The 21,054-nt window shown below is 33.4% G+C and carries 23 protein-coding genes and 1 riboswitch; all 23 genes read left to right on the top strand.

What is annotated here, in order from left to right:
• Positions 1-8: 8 nt before the first annotated feature.
• The 23 genes from bioB to EV214_RS10275 all read left to right on the top strand — a co-directional run bounded on the left by bioB (position 9) and on the right by EV214_RS10275 (position 20,620).
• Positions 9-986 (top strand): biotin synthase BioB, encoded by a 978-nt coding sequence (bioB, locus tag EV214_RS10385; protein WP_132245470.1) that lies wholly within the window; start codon positions 9-11, stop codon positions 984-986.
• Between the two features lie 176 nt (positions 987-1,162).
• Positions 1,163-1,783, top strand: coding sequence for an accessory gene regulator ArgB-like protein (locus EV214_RS10380; protein ID WP_165916331.1), 621 nt, complete (start codon positions 1,163-1,165; stop codon positions 1,781-1,783).
• Between the two features lie 11 nt (positions 1,784-1,794).
• Positions 1,795-1,920 carry a cyclic lactone autoinducer peptide gene (locus EV214_RS10375; RefSeq protein ID WP_132245466.1) on the top strand — a complete coding sequence of 42 codons (126 nt, stop codon included), beginning with the start codon at positions 1,795-1,797 and terminating at the stop codon, positions 1,918-1,920.
• A 72-nt stretch (positions 1,921-1,992) separates the two neighbouring features.
• Complete coding sequence (locus tag EV214_RS10370) at positions 1,993-2,478, top strand: hypothetical protein (RefSeq protein ID WP_132245464.1); 486 nt, start codon at positions 1,993-1,995, stop codon at positions 2,476-2,478.
• Positions 2,479-2,490: 12 nt separating this feature from the next.
• A complete protein-coding gene (locus tag EV214_RS10365; protein WP_132245462.1) occupies positions 2,491-3,354 on the top strand; it encodes a sensor histidine kinase in 864 nt (287 codons plus the stop codon).
• Positions 3,355-4,008: 654 nt separating this feature from the next.
• Positions 4,009-5,499: a putative glycoside hydrolase gene (locus EV214_RS10360; RefSeq protein ID WP_207669672.1), complete on the top strand. Its 1,491-nt coding sequence runs from the start codon at positions 4,009-4,011 to the stop codon at positions 5,497-5,499.
• A gap of 139 nt (positions 5,500-5,638) precedes the next feature.
• Positions 5,639-5,740: riboswitch (purine riboswitch) on the top strand.
• Positions 5,741-5,917: 177 nt separating this feature from the next.
• Entirely contained in the window at positions 5,918-6,493 is a 576-nt protein-coding gene (locus EV214_RS10355) for a xanthine phosphoribosyltransferase (RefSeq protein ID WP_132245460.1), read from the top strand.
• Positions 6,494-6,518: 25 nt separating this feature from the next.
• Complete coding sequence (locus EV214_RS10350) at positions 6,519-7,622, top strand: BMP family ABC transporter substrate-binding protein (RefSeq protein ID WP_132245458.1); 1,104 nt, start codon at positions 6,519-6,521, stop codon at positions 7,620-7,622.
• A 66-nt stretch (positions 7,623-7,688) separates the two neighbouring features.
• Positions 7,689-9,200, top strand: a complete 1,512-nt coding sequence (locus EV214_RS10345; protein WP_132245456.1) for an ABC transporter ATP-binding protein — start codon at positions 7,689-7,691, stop codon at positions 9,198-9,200.
• Between the two features lie 13 nt (positions 9,201-9,213).
• On the top strand, positions 9,214-10,308 hold the full coding sequence (locus tag EV214_RS10340; RefSeq protein ID WP_132245454.1) for an ABC transporter permease: 1,095 nt from the start codon (positions 9,214-9,216) through the stop codon (positions 10,306-10,308).
• Positions 10,301-11,233, top strand: a complete 933-nt coding sequence (locus EV214_RS10335; protein WP_132245452.1) for an ABC transporter permease — start codon at positions 10,301-10,303, stop codon at positions 11,231-11,233. Before EV214_RS10340 ends, EV214_RS10335 begins: the two co-directional genes overlap by 8 nt.
• 181 nt (positions 11,234-11,414) lie before the next feature.
• Complete coding sequence (gene pyrE, locus EV214_RS10330; protein ID WP_165916330.1) at positions 11,415-12,050, top strand: orotate phosphoribosyltransferase; 636 nt, start codon at positions 11,415-11,417, stop codon at positions 12,048-12,050.
• A gap of 258 nt (positions 12,051-12,308) precedes the next feature.
• Positions 12,309-14,435 (top strand): ribonucleoside triphosphate reductase, encoded by a 2,127-nt coding sequence (locus EV214_RS10325; protein WP_132245450.1) that lies wholly within the window; start codon positions 12,309-12,311, stop codon positions 14,433-14,435.
• Between the two features lie 20 nt (positions 14,436-14,455).
• Positions 14,456-15,142: an anaerobic ribonucleoside-triphosphate reductase activating protein gene (locus EV214_RS10320; RefSeq protein ID WP_132245448.1), complete on the top strand. Its 687-nt coding sequence runs from the start codon at positions 14,456-14,458 to the stop codon at positions 15,140-15,142.
• Between the two features lie 375 nt (positions 15,143-15,517).
• Positions 15,518-15,826 (top strand): ArsR/SmtB family transcription factor, encoded by a 309-nt coding sequence (locus tag EV214_RS10315; protein WP_132245446.1) that lies wholly within the window; start codon positions 15,518-15,520, stop codon positions 15,824-15,826.
• A gap of 5 nt (positions 15,827-15,831) precedes the next feature.
• Positions 15,832-16,827 (top strand): permease, encoded by a 996-nt coding sequence (locus EV214_RS10310; RefSeq protein WP_132245444.1) that lies wholly within the window; start codon positions 15,832-15,834, stop codon positions 16,825-16,827.
• Between the two features lie 24 nt (positions 16,828-16,851).
• Positions 16,852-17,067, top strand: coding sequence for a hypothetical protein (locus EV214_RS10305; protein WP_132245442.1), 216 nt, complete (start codon positions 16,852-16,854; stop codon positions 17,065-17,067).
• A gap of 12 nt (positions 17,068-17,079) precedes the next feature.
• Positions 17,080-17,373 (top strand): hypothetical protein, encoded by a 294-nt coding sequence (locus EV214_RS10300; RefSeq protein ID WP_132245440.1) that lies wholly within the window; start codon positions 17,080-17,082, stop codon positions 17,371-17,373.
• 179 nt (positions 17,374-17,552) lie between these two features.
• Positions 17,553-17,789: a thioredoxin family protein gene (locus EV214_RS10295; protein ID WP_132245438.1), complete on the top strand. Its 237-nt coding sequence runs from the start codon at positions 17,553-17,555 to the stop codon at positions 17,787-17,789.
• A 163-nt stretch (positions 17,790-17,952) separates the two neighbouring features.
• On the top strand, positions 17,953-18,270 hold the full coding sequence (locus tag EV214_RS10290) for an ArsR/SmtB family transcription factor (RefSeq protein WP_132245436.1): 318 nt from the start codon (positions 17,953-17,955) through the stop codon (positions 18,268-18,270).
• A 19-nt stretch (positions 18,271-18,289) separates the two neighbouring features.
• Complete coding sequence (gene arsB / locus EV214_RS10285; RefSeq protein ID WP_132245434.1) at positions 18,290-19,357, top strand: ACR3 family arsenite efflux transporter; 1,068 nt, start codon at positions 18,290-18,292, stop codon at positions 19,355-19,357.
• A 55-nt stretch (positions 19,358-19,412) separates the two neighbouring features.
• Entirely contained in the window at positions 19,413-20,126 is a 714-nt protein-coding gene (locus tag EV214_RS10280; RefSeq protein WP_132245432.1) for a metallophosphoesterase family protein, read from the top strand.
• Between the two features lie 152 nt (positions 20,127-20,278).
• The gene (locus EV214_RS10275) at positions 20,279-20,620 is read left to right on the top strand and encodes a four-helix bundle copper-binding protein (protein WP_132245430.1); all 342 of its coding nucleotides are present in this window, start codon (positions 20,279-20,281) and stop codon (positions 20,618-20,620) included.
• The last annotated feature ends 434 nt before the right edge of the window (positions 20,621-21,054 follow it).

Below are 21,054 nucleotides of genomic sequence, written 5' to 3'. Positions count from 1 at the left end.
GAAGAAAAATGAAAAACCTGATCAAAAAAATCAAACAAAGAATTTTGGATGGTGGGGAGATTACTTATGATGAAGCAGTAAAATTAATGGAAATTCCTGAAAACAATGACGAAATACTAGCGAGTTTTTTTGATGCTACAAATACCATAAGAGAAAAATATGTAGGAAACAAAGTGGATTTATGCACCATTATGAATGCGAGGAGTGGCAGGTGCTCTGAGGATTGCAAATATTGTGCACAATCTGTTCATTATAAAACAGGTGTTGCGGAATATGCATTGTTAAAATATGATGAAATTTTAGAAAGAGCTTTAGAGATGCAAAAGGATGGTGCGCATAGATTTTCCCTTGTTACGAGTGGGAGAGGCATGGATGGAGAAGATTTTGAAAAATTACTAGAAATCTATCAAAAATTAAAAAAGGATACAAAATTAAAGATATGTGCATCACATGGGATTATAACCTACGAACAAGCTGTAAAATTAAAAGAAGCGGGCGTAAGGATGTATCATCATAATGTAGAGTCAAGCAGTAGTTTTTACGAAAAGATCTGTACGACCCATACGTATGAAGATCGAATTGATACAATAAAGAATGTACAAAAGGCTGGGTTAGATTTATGTTGTGGTGGAATCATAGGTATGGGAGAGACGATGGAAGATCGCATGCGTATGGCATTTGAGATCAAGGGTTTAGGGATTAAATCTGTTCCTGTAAATATTTTAAATCCTATACAAGGAACACCGTTAGAAAATATAGACAAAATAACGCCGCTAGCGGTATTAAAAATAATGGCTGTTTATCGATTCGTCATACCTGATGGTTCTATCCGCTATGCAGCAGGAAGAGTTATTTTAGGAGAAAAGCAAAACATAGGGTTTCGGGCAGGGGTCAATGCAGCTTTAGTAGGGAATTATTTAACCACAGTAGGCAATAAAATGGTAGACGATATTAAAATGATAAAAAATGAAGGCTTTGAAGTATAAAGAATTGGCACTTTGTTCTAAGAAATGAAGTGCTTATTTTTTATTTAAAAAAAAATTGAAAAAAATTACAAATAATTAGAGGAATATGTATAAGAATGAAGAATCTATAGTGTAGTAATATATTATAAAAATGGGAGCACTTACCTATTGCGATATGAATGAAGGGACTTATAAACATGGAAGAATGTATTGGGAAGATTTTGTCGTTTTATAAAAAGCATCTAGAGATAGATGAAAATAAGGAAGCTATTTTGAAATATTCGCTGCAAATAACGATAAGTACGATTTTTTCATTTGGACTTGCGCTTATTGTAGCATGGCCTTTAGGAATTGTCGCATATGTTTTTATGATGATGATGACAAATGCTACACTTCGTTTTTTTTCAGGAGGAGCACATTGTGAGAGTATGAGAAATTGTACCATTTATGGTATGGTGCTATGCAATATTGCAGGACTGTTGACGGAAAATATGGAACCGGATAAAAACATACTGTATATAGCATTTGGTATCTTTTTATTTTCTGTATGGGCAATTCAAAAATATGCGCCTTCTGATACGCCACAAAAACCTATTACATCAAAGAAAAAAAGAAAAAAATTAAAAATACGCGCATTTATTTTTGTGTGTGCATGGAATTTTTGTGTGATCAATTATTATATTATCTTTCATAAGGTACATCCGATGATGCTTGCATCTGCTTTAGGGATTCTGAGTCAATCTTTTTCAATCACCCAAAAAGGCTATCAATTTGCACATGGAATCGATCGCCTTTTTAATAAAATATTAGGGGAATAGGGGGGATACAAATGATGAGAAGGTTATTACAATTATCAATTTCAGTACTTACATTTCTTGCTCTTACAAATGTAGCAGCAGCGTGTACTACAGCTAATTATCAGCCTGAATTACCTGAACAGCTTAAAGACATGTAAGTTTTCATGGCAATAAAGCACTACGTGCTTTATTGCCATGAAAAGAATTTATGTAATAAAAGGGGATAGCATATGCAAATATTAGAAAAAATAATAGTCTATTTTATAGAATGTTTTTTAATGGTTGGAGCAGGATTAGGGCTTATAGGTATCCGTCCTAAAGTAAAAACAATGTTATTAATTTCTATAATACAAGCTCTATTAGTATATAATATTAGAATTCTTTATATTAAAAATAACATTCCTTTTGGGACGCATACGCTATTATTACTTATTTCTTTTATAATATTGCTTAAATTTATTGGAAAACAGAGAAGTTTAGATAGTATCATTGCAACATTAATTAGTTTCTTATTGATCATGTGGGGAGATGGAGTTTTTTTATTTCCTTTATTAAGATTATTGAAACTTAACCCACAAACGTTAATGTGCAAACATGGAGGACTACTATTAGCTGGGCTATTAGCAAATCTTCTTTTAATCATTACTTTTTTTATAGGATATATTTTAAAAATTACCATTATTGATTTCAATCATTTTCATGAAAATAATGAATAAGGGTGGATTTATATGAAAATCTCTATTAGGGCGCACATATTAGTTGGACTCATATTATTACAGAGTTTTATTGGCATGTTTTTAACCAATAATACGATTTTAAGATTGATGGGAAATATGATTGTCCAATATCAATACCCAAATTATATGGCGATTATTATTAATATACTTGGATTTAGTGCAATCATTTGCATTTTTTATATTACAAACTTTTTAAAGACAGAAAAAGAATCGATTATCAAATTGAACAACTCTAAGGAAGTGATTGATGCGCTGCAAGGACAAAAACATGATTTTGCCAATCATTTAAACTTAATTGCGGGTATGCTTCAATTGGGAAAGAATGAAAAAGCGCTAGAATATATTTTTAAAATCGCGCAAAAGGTTGAAGGTGTTTTTTGTGTTTCTAAGATTGAAAATGTTGAAATCGCTGCTACTTTAGGAAGAAAATGCACCATCGCAGAGAGTAAAGGGATTCGAGTAGAACTAGATATTAGTACCTCTTTAGAAAACACATATATAGATTCTATAGAACTTTGCACCGTTTTGTTTAATTTAATCGATAATGCAATTTACGAATTAGAGCATTGTAAAGACGATGACAAGGTGTTGAATATAGATGTTGGAGAGTATGAAGACGAATGGATTATTATCATAGGAAATTCATTCCCAATTTTAGAGAAAGATTGCTATGAGAAAATTTTTGAAAAAGGATATTCAACAAAAGAAGGGGAGAACCATGGATATGGTCTTCATATTGTAAAACAAATTATTGAAAGAAATAAAGGGAAAATCATGGTAGAAAGTTATGAAGAGGTTGGAACCTTGTTTACTATTTTTTTGCCTGTAAAAAACCAAGTAGTAAAAACTGTATGATTGGATTATAAAAAAGTTGAGGATCAACTTTCTCTACACCATCTATAGGATTTATTGTATAGAGTGAATCTTTTTTGATCGAATAGGCTATTGAAGAAGACTTTTTTAAAAAACCTACGAAAATAAGCGTGAGACGGCAATTCTTTATCATGTGCATCTTGTGTTTTATTATCGCTTGCCATAATATAAAAAGAAAGTGCCTTTCTACTTCGCTATATAGTTTACATAGATATGACCTTTCGGTGTGATGATTGGATAGTCTTTTCTTCTATAAAATTCCTTGTGCAGTTTTCCATATTGTATATAACCGATATTCTTTTTGCCTATGTCTTTGTGTATAAGAGCATTGGATTGTATCACTGCATCTATTTTGTCTGTACATCTAATCTAATACATGATGGATGTTTTTCTATTTCTTATGCGAATAATGGGAAAAATTTTTATTTTTTGAACATAAAATCATTATTCATTATTTTAACCATATGCAATATTATTTCATATAGGTATGTTTAGGATAAAAAACTTTTCAAAGAATCTATTGGAGGAGTGAAATTTTAATGAAACAAGAATAGTAAATATTTCATAATAAGAAATCTATAAGTTCTTTGTCATATCATGGTATAATAAAGTAAAACAAAAGAATGAGGTGTCTAAATGGATAGAAACAAAAGGAATTTTGTCATAGCAATGGTTGCACTCATGATGGTAAGTATGGTAATACTTAGTGGATGTCAGGCACCAACGTCAAAGGCAGAACAAACAACTGAAAAAGAGGTTTATGGAGGAGAAAACAAAGATTCAAATGGAGAAGCATCAAAAGAAGAACAAGGAGCACAGGGGGTAGAAGAAAAAAATATTGTTTATATCAGTGCAAGTAAATTAAATGTAAGACAAGAGGCGATAAACAATGCAGCTGTTGTGGAAAGCTTTATGAAAGGGACTGCTGTTGAAGTTGTTGAGGAAAAAACCAATGAGAATAATGAACTTTGGTATAAAATTTCTTTTGACACAAAGGAAGGAAAATCTACAGGATGGATTGTATCTACTTATACGGTGAAGGATCGTTTAGAGCTATTAGATAAATCCTTAAGGATCTTAGATTTTTCACCACAGAACAAGGTGAAAGAATATGAAGGCAATCCTAGCGTAAATGTAAAAGGGATTTATGTTACGGAACATTCTTTTATAGGAGAAGGATTTGAAAGACTTTTAAAGCTTGCAAATGAAACAGAAATCAATGCATTCGTTATTGATGTAAAAGATGATGATGGGATCATGTTATTTCCAAATGAAGCAGCTGAAAAATATTCTCCTGAAGGGAATAAACGAGCAAGAGCGAATATGGAAAAGCTTAAAGAAAGAATGCAAATTCTTAAAGATAACAATATTTATACAATCGCAAGAATTGTTACATTCAAAGATCCTATGTATACAAAGCAACATCCAGATCGCGCAATTCTTGATAAACGAACAGGAACGACATTTATAAGTAAAGATAAATTAAGATGGGCTTCTCCTCATGATCGAGAACTTTGGAATTATGATATTGCTGTAGCAAAAGAAGCTGCTCGGGTTGGCTTTAATGAAATCCAATTTGATTATGTACGGTTTCCAGCTTCAAATGGAAACAAATTAGATCAAGCTTTAGATTATAGAAATACGCATGGAGATCAAAGTAAACCACAAACCATCCAACATTTTCTACAACAAGCTCATGATGAACTCTCTAAAGAAGGTGTTTATATCAGTGCGGATGTATTTGGATTGGTAGGTTCTGTTACAGATGATATGGGACTAGGACAATACTGGGAAGCAATTAGTAATGTAGTAGACTATATATCTCCTATGATGTATCCAAGTCATTATGCAAATGGAACGTATGGATTGTCTATACCTGATGCGCATCCTTACGAACTTGTATATCAGGGGACAAAGGATGCTATTGCGAGAAATCAAAATATACCAACGCCTGCAAATATTAGACCGTGGATTCAAGATTTTACTGCATCGTGGGTAAAAGGATATATCAAATATGGTCCAAAGCAAGTAAAAGATCAAATAAAAGCATTAGAAGAAAATGGCGTAGAATCCTATTTACTATGGAATGCAGGGAATAAATATTCACAAGGGGCTCTAGTGGAATAAAAGGCGGCAGTATGCTGCCTTTTTTCGATTTCACTAATCATGATGGGTGTTCTAATGGTTTTCTTTCCTAGCTTTTGAGAAAATGAGACAAAAACAGATTAGACTATTGACAATACGAATAGACATGTATAAAATAAACTTATTCAATTAAATAGAAACTCGTATAATCCTGGGGATATGGCCTGGGAGTTTCTACACTATAACCTTAAATTATAGAGCTATGAGTGAAAAATGTTCGGATTAAATACGAACTTTAGTATTTTTAGTGTTTATAGAAGCACCCAAAATCTACAGTTTTCACCATGGTAAAAACTGTAGATTTTGGGTGCTTTTATTTATTTGGAAAGCATAGATTTTCAAGGATGTAGATAGCTAGCAGATAAAAGATTTTGTGAAATTTTATATATGGAGGGTAAATATGAAAGCATTGCATGAGAAAATCAGAAAAGAAGGAAAAGTTTTATCACACACCATATTAAAAGTAGATTCCTTTTTAAATCACCAAATAGATGCAAAGTTTATGCTGAAAGTAGGAGAAGAATTTGCAAAAAGATTTGAGGATGAAAAGATCACAAAGGTGATTACCATAGAAACATCAGGAATTGCACCTGCTATGGGAACTGCTGCATCGTTAGGGGTACCTTTAGTTTTTGCAAAGAAAAGCAAATCTTCTAATATGGATCAAGATGTTTATAGTACGCAAGTAAAATCTTTTACAAGAGGAACTGTATATGATATTAAGATTGCAAAAGAATTTATTGACCCTGAAGATAGAATACTGGTGATTGATGATTTTCTCGCATTTGGACATGCCTTGTTAGGACTTAAAAAGATTATAAATGAAAGCGGTGCGGAGTTTATAGGCGCTGGAATTGTTATCGAAAAGGGATTTCAAGGTGGTGGAGAGAGTGTTCGAAAAGCAGGGATTCGCGTAGAATCTTTGGCGATCATAGAAGCAATGAAAGAAGATTGTATTATTTTTTGTGAAAAATAAATATAAAATAAAAGGGGAGAAAAAAATGAGAAAAAAATTATTGGGTGTTATGTCTTTGTTGATGGTATTAGTAATGATATTTACGGGATGTTCTCAAAAATCTACAGCAGATGAAAGCAAGACTGAAGATGAAAAATATAAAGTAGCATTTATCTATGTTGGACCAGTGGGAGATGCTGGATGGTCCTATTCTCATGATGCAGGAAAAGAATATTTATTAAAAGAAATGCCAGATGTAGAAGCGACTTATATAGAATCTGTACCAGAAGGTTCTGATTCTGAGAGAGTATTGACAGAGCTTGCAGAAAAAGGGAACCAAATTATTTTTGCAACAAGCTTTGGGTATATGGACTCTGTGATGAATGTAGCAAAAAAATATCCAGACGTTACCTTCATCCATTGCTCTGGATATAAAACGGATAAGAATGTAGCAACTTATTTTGGTAGAATGTATCAACCAAGATATTTGTCAGGGGTTGTAGCAGCGAAAAAGACAGCGTCAAACGTGATTGGTTATGTAGCAGCTTACCCTATTCCTGAGGTAATAAGAGGAATCAATGCCTTTACGCTAGGGGCAAAAAGTGTCAATCCAGATGCAGTTGTAAAAGTAGTTTGGACAAACACATGGTATGATCCTGCAAAAGAAAAAGAAGCTGCAAAGAGTTTATTAGATGCAGGGGCAGATGTTATTACGCAACATCAAGATACACCAGGACCACAACAGGCTGCACAAGAGCAAAATGCATTTTCTATTGGATACAATACGGATATGAGCCAGTTTGCACCAGAAGCCTATTTAACAGCTCCTGTTTGGAATTGGGGACCTTATTATGTGGATACTGTAAAAGCTGTAAGAGCGGGTACATGGAAATCAGCACAATATTGGGGAGGCTTAAAGGATGGGGTTGTAGCCTTAGCGCCAATGACAGATTTGGTTGATGAAGAAACAAAAGCACTTGTAGCGAAAGAAGAAAAGAAAATAATAGATACAGATTGGGATGTATTTACAGGAATCATTAAAGATCAAGAAGGAAACGTGAAGGTGCAAGAAGGACAACAATTAACAGATGAAGAACTTCTTTCAATGGATTGGTTCGTTGAAGGGGTAGAAGGAAAAATAGCTGAGTAAATTTTGGGTTGGCACACAGAAACATTTGTGTGCCAATCCTTGTATATAGGAGAAGGGAGATCAAGTATGAAAGAAAAACGATTGGTATCCATGAAGGGGATCGGAAAAAAATTTGGAGATAAATGGGTAAATGAACAGGTTGAATTTGAACTAAGGGCGGGAGAAATTCATGCACTTTTAGGGGAGAATGGTGCAGGAAAATCAACACTGATGAATATTTTAGCAGGGGTCTATAAGCAGGATGCAGGGCAACTTTTATTGCATGGAAAAGAAGCGATTCTTACTTCACCGAAAGATGCAATACAAAATGGTGTGGGAATGATCCACCAGCACTTTAAGCTTGTAGAAAACCTAACAGCTAGTGAAAATATTATATTAGGCTATAAAAAGACATTCTTTTTAAATAGAAAGAATATCTCAGAAGAAATTTTGAAGTTTTCACAAAAATATGGTCTTTCCATTAATCCAAATGATTATGTTTATCATATGTCTGTTGGAGAAAAGCAACGCATCGAAATATTAAAGGCTTTATATAGAGGTGCGGATATATTGATATTAGATGAACCTACTGCAGTACTGACGCCACAGGAAACAAAGGAGCTATTTGATATATTAAGAAAAATGGCTGATCGAGGATGCGGTATTGTGATTATTACACACAAAATGAAAGAAGTTATGGAGATTGCTGATCGAATTACGGTTTTAAGAAAAGGACGAAAAGAAGGAACTGTACTTAAAAGAGAAGTAGATGAACAAAGATTAACAGAGATGATGATTGGAAAATACGCATCTGAAAGAAAAATGAAAGATAGGCAAGTTACAAACGAGGTTGGTTTAGAAATAGAAAATGTGACGATCAAAAATGATAAAGGATTTGTTGCGGTAGAAAATATGTCTTTTGACGTAAAAAAGGGAGAAATTGTAGGGATCGCAGGGATATCTGGAAATGGACAGAAAGAATTAGCAGAAGCCATTGCAGGACTTAGAGAAATTGAAAAAGGAAATATAAAAATTGACCATGAAGGAATCAAAGAAAAAAATCCACGTCAGATTATTGATATGGGGTTAAGCTATGTGCCAGAGGATCGTATGGGCATGGGTCTTGTAGGAAACATGGATATTACTGATAATTTGATTTTGAAGGATTATCGCAAAAAGAAAGCAAGAAAAGGGATATTTATCCAAAAGAAGAAAGTACGTGAAAATGCCAAGGATGTTATTGATCAATTTGAAATAAAGATTGAAAATATAGATGCACCCATAAGAACTTTATCGGGTGGAAACCTCCAAAAGATCTTATTAGGTAGAGAAATATTAGAAGATCCAAAAGTGCTGATTGCAGCTTATCCTGTTCGTGGACTAGATATTGCTACGACAGAGGCGGTATATGATTTGTTACTTGAGCAAAGAAATAGAGGATGTGCTGTTTTATTTATCTCTGAGGATTTAGATTATATTATGCAATTATCTGATAGAATTGTAGCGATAGAAGGTGGAAAAGTAGCCGGGATTGTAAAACCTGATGAAACGACGGTTGAAGAAATCGGCATGATGATGCTTGATGGACAAGTAGGTTAGGAGGAAAAAAGGGATGCAAAAGTATTTGAAAGTAGAAAAAAGAAATATGAACAATCAATATGGCATGTTTGCCATACGGATTGGTGGAATTTTTGTTGCATTAGTCTTAGGAGCTATTTTTCTTATATTCTCTGGACATGCTCCGATAGATGTATATGTTACGATGATCGACGGAGCCTTTGGTTCTGCTTATGGAGTAAATGAAACCATCGTGAAAACAATTCCATTATTAATTGCCGCATTGGGCGTTTCTATTGCTTTTAGAATGAAGCTTTGGAATATTGGTGCAGAAGGCCAGATCTATGCAGGAGGGATTATGGCCAGTGGTGTGGCCTTATCTTTTGGAGATTTACCGAGCTTGCTATTAATACCCATGATGATGATCGCAGCATTTTTAGGGGGTGCCCTTTGGGCATGTGTTCCTGGGATTGCAAGGTCATTTTGGGGAACGAATGAAACCATTACGACACTTATGATGAATTATGTGGGTATTTTGTGGGTGGATTATCTTGTTTTTGGACCGTGGAAAGACCCTAAAGGATACAACTTTCCCATAACGGCAGAATTTAGTCCGTCAGCTTTTCTACCGACCTTTGGGGGCACACGTGTACACATAGGGATTGTGATTGCCATATTATGTTCTTTTGTTATTTATATTCTTTTAAATAAAACGGTTTGGGGATATGAAATTCGGGTTGCAGGTGAGAATAGTGACGTGGCAAAATATGCAGGAATGAATGTGACAAAAAACATCATACTTACTTTAATGGTCAGTGGTGGAATCGCAGGGATTGCAGGCATGACAGAAGTATCAGGTGTGATTCACAGGTTACAATCAAATTTTTCACCTGGTTATGGGTATAGTGCCATTATTATTGCTTGGTTAGCAAGACTCAATCCTATTGCAGCCATTTTCGTATCTTTCTTATTTGGAGGATTAATTGTAGGTGGATATGCAGTGCAGACGAGTGGACTTCCTGCTTCTGTTGCTTTGATGCTTCAAGGATTGATACTGTTTTGTGTATTAGGAGCCGAATTCTTTACGGGGTATCGTGTGAGCATAGACAAAAGATTTTTTTCTAAAGGGGAGGCGAAAATAAATGGATAATGCGATTATCATTAGTACACTTTCAGCAGCAGTCATTGCAGGAACCCCTATTCTTTATGCGGCTTTAGGAGAAATAATCTGTGAGAAGTCTGGAAATTTAAATTTAGGGGTTGAAGGTATGATGCTTATAGGCGCTGTGTGTGGTTTTAAAGCAGCAGTTCTTAGCAATAACCCTTGGGTAGGTTTCTTAGTTGCAATGCTTGCTGGAGGATTGTTTTCACTTATACATGCATTTCTAACGATTACCCTAAAAAGCAGTCAAGTTGTAAGTGGGCTAGCCCTTACCATATTTGGGACAGGACTGAGTAGTTTTATAGGAAAAAGTATGATTGGTATACCGGCACCTGTAAAGTTTAGTAAAGTAGCTATTCCAATCCTTTCGAAGATTCCTTTTATAGGGACGATCCTTTTTCATCAAGATGTATTGGTATATATTAGCTATATGATGATTGTTGCTGTATGGATTTATCTATATAAAACGAATATGGGACTAAAACTAAAAGCGGTTGGAGAAAATCCAGCAGCAGCAGATGCGGTTGGGATTTATGTAAGTAAAATACAGTATATCCATGTATTTATTGGAGGGGTTTTCGCTGGCGCAGGAGGCGCTTATTTATCTCTTGCTTATTCACCTGCATGGCTTGAGAATATGACAGCAGGAAGAGGATGGATTGCTGTATCACTCGTTATCTTTGCGCTATGGAATCCTGTGCGTGCCCTTGTGGGATCTTATATATTTGGAGGACTAGATATTTTGGGGTATCGTGCACAAACTTTAGGGATTACAGTCTCACCTATTTTTATGAAAATGATTCCGTATTTATTTACAATGGGGGTGCTAATCTTTATATCTGCGAAGAAAGGAAATAGAAATATTGCTGCGCCAGGTGCTCTTGGGGTATCCTATTCCCGTGAGGAAAGATAATAAGTTGTGAACAATGGCATAAAAGAGTGGATAAAAAATGAGATAATAAGGGTTATGCACAATATATAAATGAATTTTCTATAAAGGAGAAATTGACAATAAAAAGATGTATGTGGTAAGATGGATGGAGTAAAAAATACCTTTAAAAGAAGTCCAGTGAGGCTAACAAGGAGGAGTAAAAATGAATATAAGTCAAGAACTTGCTAAAAAGCTTTTAGAAATTAAAGCAGTAACTGTAAAAAGTACGGATGATTTATTTACTTGGGCATCAGGAATCAAATCCCCTATTTATTGTGATAATCGTCTTACGATGAGTTATCCAAATGTAAGGGAATTGATCGCAAAAGGGTTTGAAGATTTAATTAGGGAAAACTATCCTGAAGCAGAGGTTTTGGTAGGAACAGCTACAGCTGGAATTCCTCATGCTGCATGGGTGTCTCAAAGAACGAATTTGCCTATGGCATATGTAAGAAGTTCTGCAAAAGAACATGGAAAAGGAAATCAAATTGAAGGTCTTGTAAAAAAAGGACAAAAAGTTGTAGTGGTGGAAGACTTACTATCAACAGGAGGAAGCTCTATGAAGGCGGTAAAAGCCCTTCAAGAAGCAGGTGCAGATGTTTTAGGGGTTGTAGCTATATTTACCTATGGCTTTGAAAAAGTAGATACAGTTTTTAAAGAAGAAAATATTCCTTACCATACATTGACAAGCTATAGCGTTCTTCTTCCTATTGCTATTGAAATGGGATATGTTGAAGAAGGTGAAAAAGAATTATTAGAAAAATGGAGTAAGGAACCTTATATATTTACGAAACAATAGGATATGCGAAAGCATATCCTATTCTAATGTACAGAAAATGATAGAGAATAGTTTTTTCAAATATAATAATTTATTATATTTTGTTTATAAAAATATAAAATTAAAAGAACTTAAGAGTATGATAGAGAATAGGTGTATAAACCCGTCAAAAGTTGTAGGAATTAGTCCGTTAGGATTATTGTCATAAGTGTGGACAATGGTGCATAATATACAATATGTAGTGCACGATAAGGAATGCGGCACAATAGGAGGGGTATGATGTCAATTACAAAGATTCAGAAGAGAAATGGGGAAATTGTCGACTTTGACGGTGGAAAAATTAAATTAGCCATCTTTGCTGCTGCAAAATCTGTGGGTGGTAAAGATGAAATGATTGCAAAGAGACTTGCAAATATAGTGGTTGAAATTATTAATGAAACATATGGGGCGAGTATACCATCTGTAGAGGATGTCCAAGATATGGTAGAAAAAGTTTTGATCGAAGAAGGGCATGCAAAAACAGCGAAAGCGTTCATTATCTATAGAAAGAGACATGAAGAAATAAGAGAAGTAAAAAATTTATTTATGGACGCAGAAAAAATGATTGACGAATATGTGAATTTAGAAGATTGGCGCGTAAATGAAAATGCGAATATGGGATTTTCGTTGCAGGGTCTAAATAATCATATTGTTGAAAGTATTACAAAGAAATATTGGTTGAATAAAATTTATAGAAAAGAATTAAGAGAATCACATATTCGTGGAGATTTACATATACATGATTTAGGGCTTTTGGCGCCGTACTGCTGTGGATGGGATTTAGAAGCTTTCTTAAGGTATGGATTTAAAGGTGCAAAAGGAAAGATTGAGTCAAAGCCTCCAAAACATTTAGAATCCGCTTTAGGGCAGCTTGTAAATTTACTATATACATTACAAGGAGAATCAGCAGGCGCACAAGCAGTATCTAGTTTAGATACCTATTTAGCCCCTTTTATCTATTATGATAATTTATCCTATGAGCAAGTTAAGAAGGCTATTCAACGATTTGTATTTAACTTAAATGTTCCTACAAGAGTAGGCTTTCAGACACCTTTTACAAATGTCACATTAGATATTACGCCTCATCAACTACTAAAGAATCAGCTTGTAGTTATTGGCGGAGAAAAAATGGACAAAACATATAAAGAATTTCAAAAGGAAATGGATCTGTTTAATAAGGCTTTCTGTGAAGTTATGATGGAAGGGGATGGCGCCGGTAGAGCATTTAGCTTTCCAATTCCTACAGTAAATATCACACCAGATTTTCCGTGGAACTCAGAATCTGTAAATGCCATCATGGAAATGACTAGAAAGTTTGGAACACCTTATTTTGCAAACTTTTTAAATTCAGAGTTATCCCCTGAAGATGTACGGAGTATGTGTTGTCGTTTGAGGTTAGACAATCGTGAGCTTAGAAGAAGGGGTGGCGGGTTATTTGGCGCTAATCCACTTACTGGATCTATCAATGTTGTTACATTGAATATGGGAAGAATCGGATATGTTACAAAATCAATAGAAGAATTCAAACGTAGAGTAAGAGGGTTAATGGAAAATGCAAAAGAAATCTGCGAAAGTAAAAGAGTCGTATTAGAACAGTATATGGACGCAGGATTATATCCTTATTCAAGATTCTATCTTCAAGGAGTAAAAGATGCTACGGATGCATATTTTAAAAATCATTTTTCAACAATTGGATTAAATGGCATGAATGAAGCTTGTATAAATCTTTTAGGGGTAGATATTACAACAGAAGAAGGCAATGAATTTTCTGTTGAAATCATGGAATTTATGAACCGAGTGATCCAAATATTTCAAGAAGAAACAGGGAGTCTATGGAATCTAGAAGCATCTCCTGCAGAAGGGGCAGCTTATCGTTTTGCAAGAATCGATAAAAAAATGTATCCAAACATTTTTACGCAAGGAACAGAGGAACCTTATTATACAAACTCTACACAGCTTCCTGTAAATCATACCAATGATATATTTGAAGCCATTGAATTACAAGAAAAATTACAATCTTTATATACCGGGGGAACGGTTTTTCATGGATTTATCGGGGAAGAGATTGAAAGCATCGAAACTTGTAAAACCCTATTAAAAAGAGTGATGGAAAACAGCAGCATTCCTTATGTTACGATCACGCCTACTTTCTCTATCTGCCAAGAGCATGGATATCTATCAGGCGAGCATTTTGAGTGTCCACATTGCGGAAGAGAAGCAGAGGTATGGACGAGAGTAGTAGGATTCCATAGACCTGTTCAGGCGTGGAATAAAGGAAAACAGGAAGAATTTAAAGATAGAAAAGAATTTTCTCATGTAGAGAGTTTAAAACATAAACAATCAAAAACAAGTGTGAAAATCGGGTAAGGTGTTGGTTGGTGGTGAAAATGAATATTATAGGACAAGAAAAAGCGTCTTTTATTGATTATCCTGATAAAATTTGTAGTGTGTTTTTTTGTTCAGGGTGCAACATGTTATGCAAATATTGTCATAACGCCCATGTGATAAAGGGGCAGGGACAAATTATTCCCCATAAAGATATATTTGTATTTTTAAAAAAGAGAAAAAAATTTGTGGATGCAGTATGTATTTCTGGTGGAGAACCTACTTTGCATGAAGGCTTATATGATTTTGCAAAAAGAGTAAAGGATGCAGGATATTTGGTAAAATTAGACACAAACGGAACGAATCCAGAAGAGGTGAAAAGGCTTATAGATGAAAAAATCATAGATTATGTAGCTATGGATATAAAAGCGCCACTACATAAATATGAAGTTGTGACAGGGACTAAGATCAATATGGAAGCTATAAAGAATAGCATTCGTATTATTAGAAACTCAAATATAGATTATGAATTTAGAACAACCGTCTGTAAAGAACTATTAACAAAAGAAGATGTGTTAACAATAGCAGAATATTTAAAGGGGAGTAAACAATATACGATACAAAATTTTAGAGATGGAGAAACAGTTTTAGTAGGACAAAATAAGCTTCATCCATATAATTTAGAAATATTAGAAGAAATAAAAAAAGAAGTTGAAGGATATTTTGAGACTTTTAAAGTTCGGAAATAATAAAATGAAGATATGAAGATGAGCCTTGTATCGCTATTTGCTTAGCCATTAGAGATACAAGGCTCATTTTGGAGCATTGCATAAAGCGATTATATGTTGTCCTGTAAATGTAATAAAATAGATGGGACGAAAAGAATATTTCATAGATCATACTAAATATATTCAAAGCATTAATTATGAAGGATCAGAATATTATAATTTGCTATCATACAAATATAGTCTTTATTTAGATTCTATTTACAAAATAAAATGATGCTTTAACATATTGACAAATACAAATAAAAGGAATACCATATTGTTAAACAACTATATTATAATATTATAATATAGTTATCGAATAAATTATATCTTTCATGTAAAAAGGGGTGAAAAAGAATGAATATTGAGAACATGGAAGTAAAAATATTTAAAGCCTTAGCCCATTCAACTAGATTAAAGATAGTAAAGAAATTAGTAAAAGGAACATTGTGTGTTTGCGAATTGAATGAAGATATTGATTTTAGTCAATCTAATCTTTCGCAACACTTAAAGATTTTAAAAGACGCAAATATATTGGTTCAAGAGAAGGAGGGGTTAAGGGTTAATTATAGTATTAAAAATGAAGAAATTATTGAACTGATAAGTATTGTAGAAAAAATAGTTACAAAAGAAATAAAAGATATGACGAAACAAATAAGGAGTTGATAGAATTGTTAAAATGGATTAATGAAATATTTAAATTTTCATGGCTAGATCATCTCGTTGAAAAATTGGTTGAAAATGTATTTGGTGTTTCTGTAACGACGCAGTTAGGGTCAAGTATACATTTCTTCATTTATGATACCATTAAGATCATTATTTTGCTGGGGATTATGATTTTTGTAATATCTTATATTAGAAGTTATTTTCCACCTGAGAAAACAAAAAAAATATTGAGTAGATTTAGTGGGGTTAAAGGAAATATAATGGCGTCCCTCTTAGGAATCGTTACACCATTTTGTTCTTGTTCATCCGTTCCAATTTTTATAGGTTTTGTTGAAGCGGGGGTTCCATTAGGATTAACTTTCTCATTTTTAATCACTTCACCGATAGTAAATGAAGCAGCTTTTGCAATACTATTGGCTTCGTTTGGAATAAAGATCGCAGTAGTTTATGTCATAACAGGCGTAATTGTTGGTGTCGTAGGAGGTTTAATCATAGGGAGTCTCCACTTAGAGGAAGAAGTTGAAGGATATGTATATGAAATACAAATGGGTGAAGCAACAATAGAGGAATTAAGTAAAAAAGATCGCATTCGATTTGCAATAGATAATGTACAGGAGATTATCAAGAGAATTTGGATCTATTTAGTGATAGGAATCGGCATAGGCGCAGCTATTCATGGATGGGCACCAGCACCACTGCTTGCAAAATATGCAGGACCTGATAATCCATTTTCAGTATTTGTAGCAGTAGTTCTTGGAATACCATTATATTCAAATGCTTTAGGAACGATTCCTATTGCTGAAGCATTGATCAATAAAGGCGTAGGTATAGGAACGGCACTATCATTTATGATGGCAGTAACCGCACTATCTTTACCAGAAATGATTCTTTTGAGAAAAGTGATTAAACCTAAATTAATAAAAGCTTTTGTGATTATTACTGGAATAGGAATCATTCTTGTTGGATATTTATTTAATGCGATCGCACACCTATTAATATAACTTATCTACAAGGCGGAGATAATGATGAATAACTATAGTATGTATATGATAACAGTTATATTACTTGGAGTATCTTTTAAAAAAGATAAACATAAAACAAAAAAAGCTTTGAAAAAAGCATGGAAAGCTTTTGAAAATATATTACCAGAATTTTTAGGGGTAATCATGTTAGTAGGGATACTTCTTGCCATTTTAGATCCAAAAGTAATATCAAATTTATTAGGAAAAGAGTCAGGATAGATTGGAATCGTTTTGTCAGCTATTATAGGTTCTATAACATTAATACCTGGTTTTGTTGCTTTTCCAACAGCAGCGGTATTTATGAAAAAAGGAGTTAAATTTAGCAATGTGCTCATATTCATTGGCGCTTGGTCAACGACTAAAATCCCTATGTTTTTATTTGAAATGTCAGCATTAGGCTTACCTTTTGCTGTTACAAGATTATTAGTAGATATTCCAGGGATTATATTGATTGCATACACTTTATCTTTTTTAATACCTAAAAGTGAAGTAGACAAAATATATATGAATGCAGAATCAATATAGTAAATATAAATATAAAAGGCATGTTATTGAGGTTAATAACGAAAATGAATAGGGGGTATGGTGTGAATAAGAGAAATATTAAGATTATGAGGATACAGGGCAAAAAAGTAGCTGTGGATGTTGTTGTAATGGTTAATTTGATTTTATTTATAAAATAAATTTAAAGAGGAGGTTTTTATATGAATATTAAAGTTTTAGGAACAGGATGTACAAATTGTAAAAAATTAGAGGCAAATGCAAAAGAAGCGGTTAAGGAATTAGGACTAGACAATGTAACGATTGAAAAAGTAGAAGATATTCCAAGTATTATGAAGTATGGCGTAATGAAAACACCGGCATTAGTGATTGATGAACAAGTGAAGGTAATGGGAAAAGTAGCGAAAACAGATGAAATTAAAAAATTAATTCAAAAATAGTAAAAATAAAACCTCTAGTTTCTAGGGGTTTTGTTTTGTAGTAAAAGAGATTTAGAGAATATAGAAAATAAGTTAACAAGAAATTAACATATTCATATATTGACATGTATCTATATGAAGAATATAATGAAATTAAAAATAGAGAAAAGATGGAGGAGCGATTTTGAAAGAACTAGTAGAAATATGTAAAGCTTTATCGGATGAAAATAGAATAACCATTTTTAAACGATTAGCCTATGGAGAATTATGTGTTTGCGATATCTTAGAAAACTTGAACTTATCTCAACCTACAGTATCGCATCATTTGAAGGTGCTTTATCAAGCAGATTTGATTCATGTTGAAAAGAGAGGGAAATGGAAATACTATTCAATAAATAATGAAAAAGTTATAGAAACCAAACAATTCTTTGAAATGATTTTAAACAGATCATTAGACATCGAAATAAAGCATTGTGATTCAGATTGTGATGGAACAAGATAAAAGCAAAGGAGTGTTTACGATGGCAAATAAAGAAAAAACAAAACAAGCCCTAGGGCTTTTTGGAAATTATTTAACCCTTTGGGTGGGTCTTTGTATTGTGGCAGGTGTAATCATTGGACAAGTATTTCCACAATTTCCAAAAACATTGAGCAAATTTGAATATGCACAAGTTTCAATACCGGTTGCGATACTCATATGGTTGATGATTTATCCAATGATGTTAAAAATCGATTTTTCAAGTATTCTTGAAGCTACGAAAAAACCAAAGGGTTTAACGATTACGTGTGTTACAAATTGGTTGATAAAACCTTTTACAATGTATTTTTTTGCATGGCTTTTCCTAAAAATTATTTTTAGATCGCTTATACCTGATGAACTAGGATCACAATACTTAGCAGGAGCAGTTCTTTTAGGTGCAGCCCCATGTACGGCAATGGTATTTGTTTGGAGTCATCTTACAAAAGGAGATCCTGCTTATACGCTCGTGCAGGTTGCTGTGAATGATTTAATATTATTAGTAGGCTTTACGCCAATTGTTGCTCTGTTATTAGGCGTAAGTAATGTAGTAGTTCCTTATGATACATTATTTTTATCAGTCGTGTTGTTTGTAGTGATCCCCTTAGTAGGAGGTTACCTTTCAAGAACGTATATTATAAAAAGTAAAGGAAAAGACTATTTTGAGAATGTATTTTTAAAGAAATTTAATGGCATTACAGAGGTAGGACTTTTGCTTACACTCGTTATTATCTTTTCTTTTCAAGGAGAAGTCATACTTAATAATCCTATACACATTGCTTTAATAGCGATTCCACTAATCATACAAACTTTCTTTATATTTATTTTAGCTTATGGATGGGCAAAAGTTTGGAAGCTTCCACATAACATAGCAGCACCAGGCTCTATGATTGGGGCAAGTAATTTCTTTGAATTAGCAGTTGCTGTTGCAATATCATTGTTTGGTTTAAAATCAGGAGCAGCTTTAGCTACAGTAGTAGGCGTTTTAGTAGAAGTTCCTGTCATGCTAACCCTTGTTAAAATAGCAAATAATACAAAACATTGGTTTCCTGAGAGAGGAAATTTGAATTAAGAAAAAGATTATAAGAATGCTATAAAAAAATATTGATGATAAGGGAGGTTATATCATGAAGATCGCTATCATTACAGATATCCATTCGAATATATTTGCACTCGAAGCAGTACTTAAAGACATAGAAGATAAAGGAATTGAAAATATATATTGCTTAGGGGACTTAGTAGGATACGGACCATTTCCAAATGAAGTAATAAATCGAATCAGAGAAAAGCATATTCCTACTGTACAAGGAAATTATGATCAGAGCGTAGGAGAAGAATTGTTTGCTTGTGGATGTGATTACAAAGATGATAAAGCTATGGAAATAGGAGCAAAATCTTTATATTGGTCACAAGAAAATACAACAGAAGAAAATAAGAAATGGCTTAAAGAATTACCAGAAAAAATAGAGTTCGAAGATGAAGGACAAAAGATCTTATTGGTTCATGGAAGTCCAAGAAAGAATAATGAATATCTTTATGAAGAATCAAAAGAACTAGAAGAAATTTCAGGTATGATAAATGCAGATATTATGGTATGTGGTCATACACATAAACCATTCCACAAGCAGGTAGCAGGTATTCATATGATCAACGCAGGAAGTGCAGGAAAACCAAAGCATGGAAATCCAAAGGCTACTTATATGATCATAGATGTGAATGCTAATGATATAAAAACGGAGATTGTTGAAGTACAATATGATTATGAAAAAATGGCAAAAGCCATAGAAGACAGCGAAATTCCAAGTGAATTTGCTGAGAAAATACGAAAGGGAATAGCATAGTTATGCTTAGGCGTTGTAATGAATAGCTGATTAATTATTGATTTATTATTTCCCTAAGTTAGAGTATAAAATTCTGACAAATGACAAATATTAAATTTGTAAATAAAATATATAGATTTAGGGAGGTAAAAGGAAAATGGGTATTGTTGGAAATGTTAATAATCAAAAATATGCAAAGTTGTATTGATGCTTGCAAGGAATGCTTGCAAGCCTGTGAAGAATGTTTTACGTTATGCTTGAGAGAAGCAGATGTAAAGAGTAGAGTAAACTGTATTGAGATGCTTCGTGATTGTGTTGATATTTGTGAGTTAGCGATAGGCTATATGTCAAGAGGTAGCAAGTATGCCCAAGATATTTGCAATACATGTGCGACCATCTGTGATGCTTGTGCAAAAGATTGTGAAATGTTCCAAGATGCACATTGTAAAAAATGTGCTGAGATCTGTCGAAGATGTGCAGATGAATGTAGAAAAATGAATATGGCTATGGTATAAAAATAAATAGAAAATATTATGAATAGACATGGTTTATGCTGTGTCTATTTTTTATGGTGTAGGATTTGTGTTAATCATGTGCATGTTTTATTAGACTTTAAATAATTATTCCATCTTCATGGTTAATGATTTAGAGAATTACATAGGTCTTGATGACCCGTATTATACCTTTTAACCTAGACATTTTTACAAATGCCCATGGAAACGAAAAAAGATCCATAAAGAAATGCAAAGCGTAAAAATTTCGTTCAATAAAGAGCTAATCCATATCCCATAGCTGCCAAAGAAAGCAGGAAGTACAAAGATCAAACTTGAAATAATGATAAGTCCTCTTACGATTAAAATGTACCCTTTGTCAAGGACAATTTAAAAAAGCCTATGCTACATTAAGAAGATGATTTCTGTATTGAACAGGAGTCATCTTTTTTAGATCC

It is taken from the genome of Marinisporobacter balticus, assembly GCF_004345705.1.
Classification (GTDB): domain Bacteria; phylum Bacillota; class Clostridia; order Peptostreptococcales; family Thermotaleaceae; genus Marinisporobacter; species Marinisporobacter balticus.
This window is presented reverse-complemented; position numbering and strand designations above follow the sequence as displayed.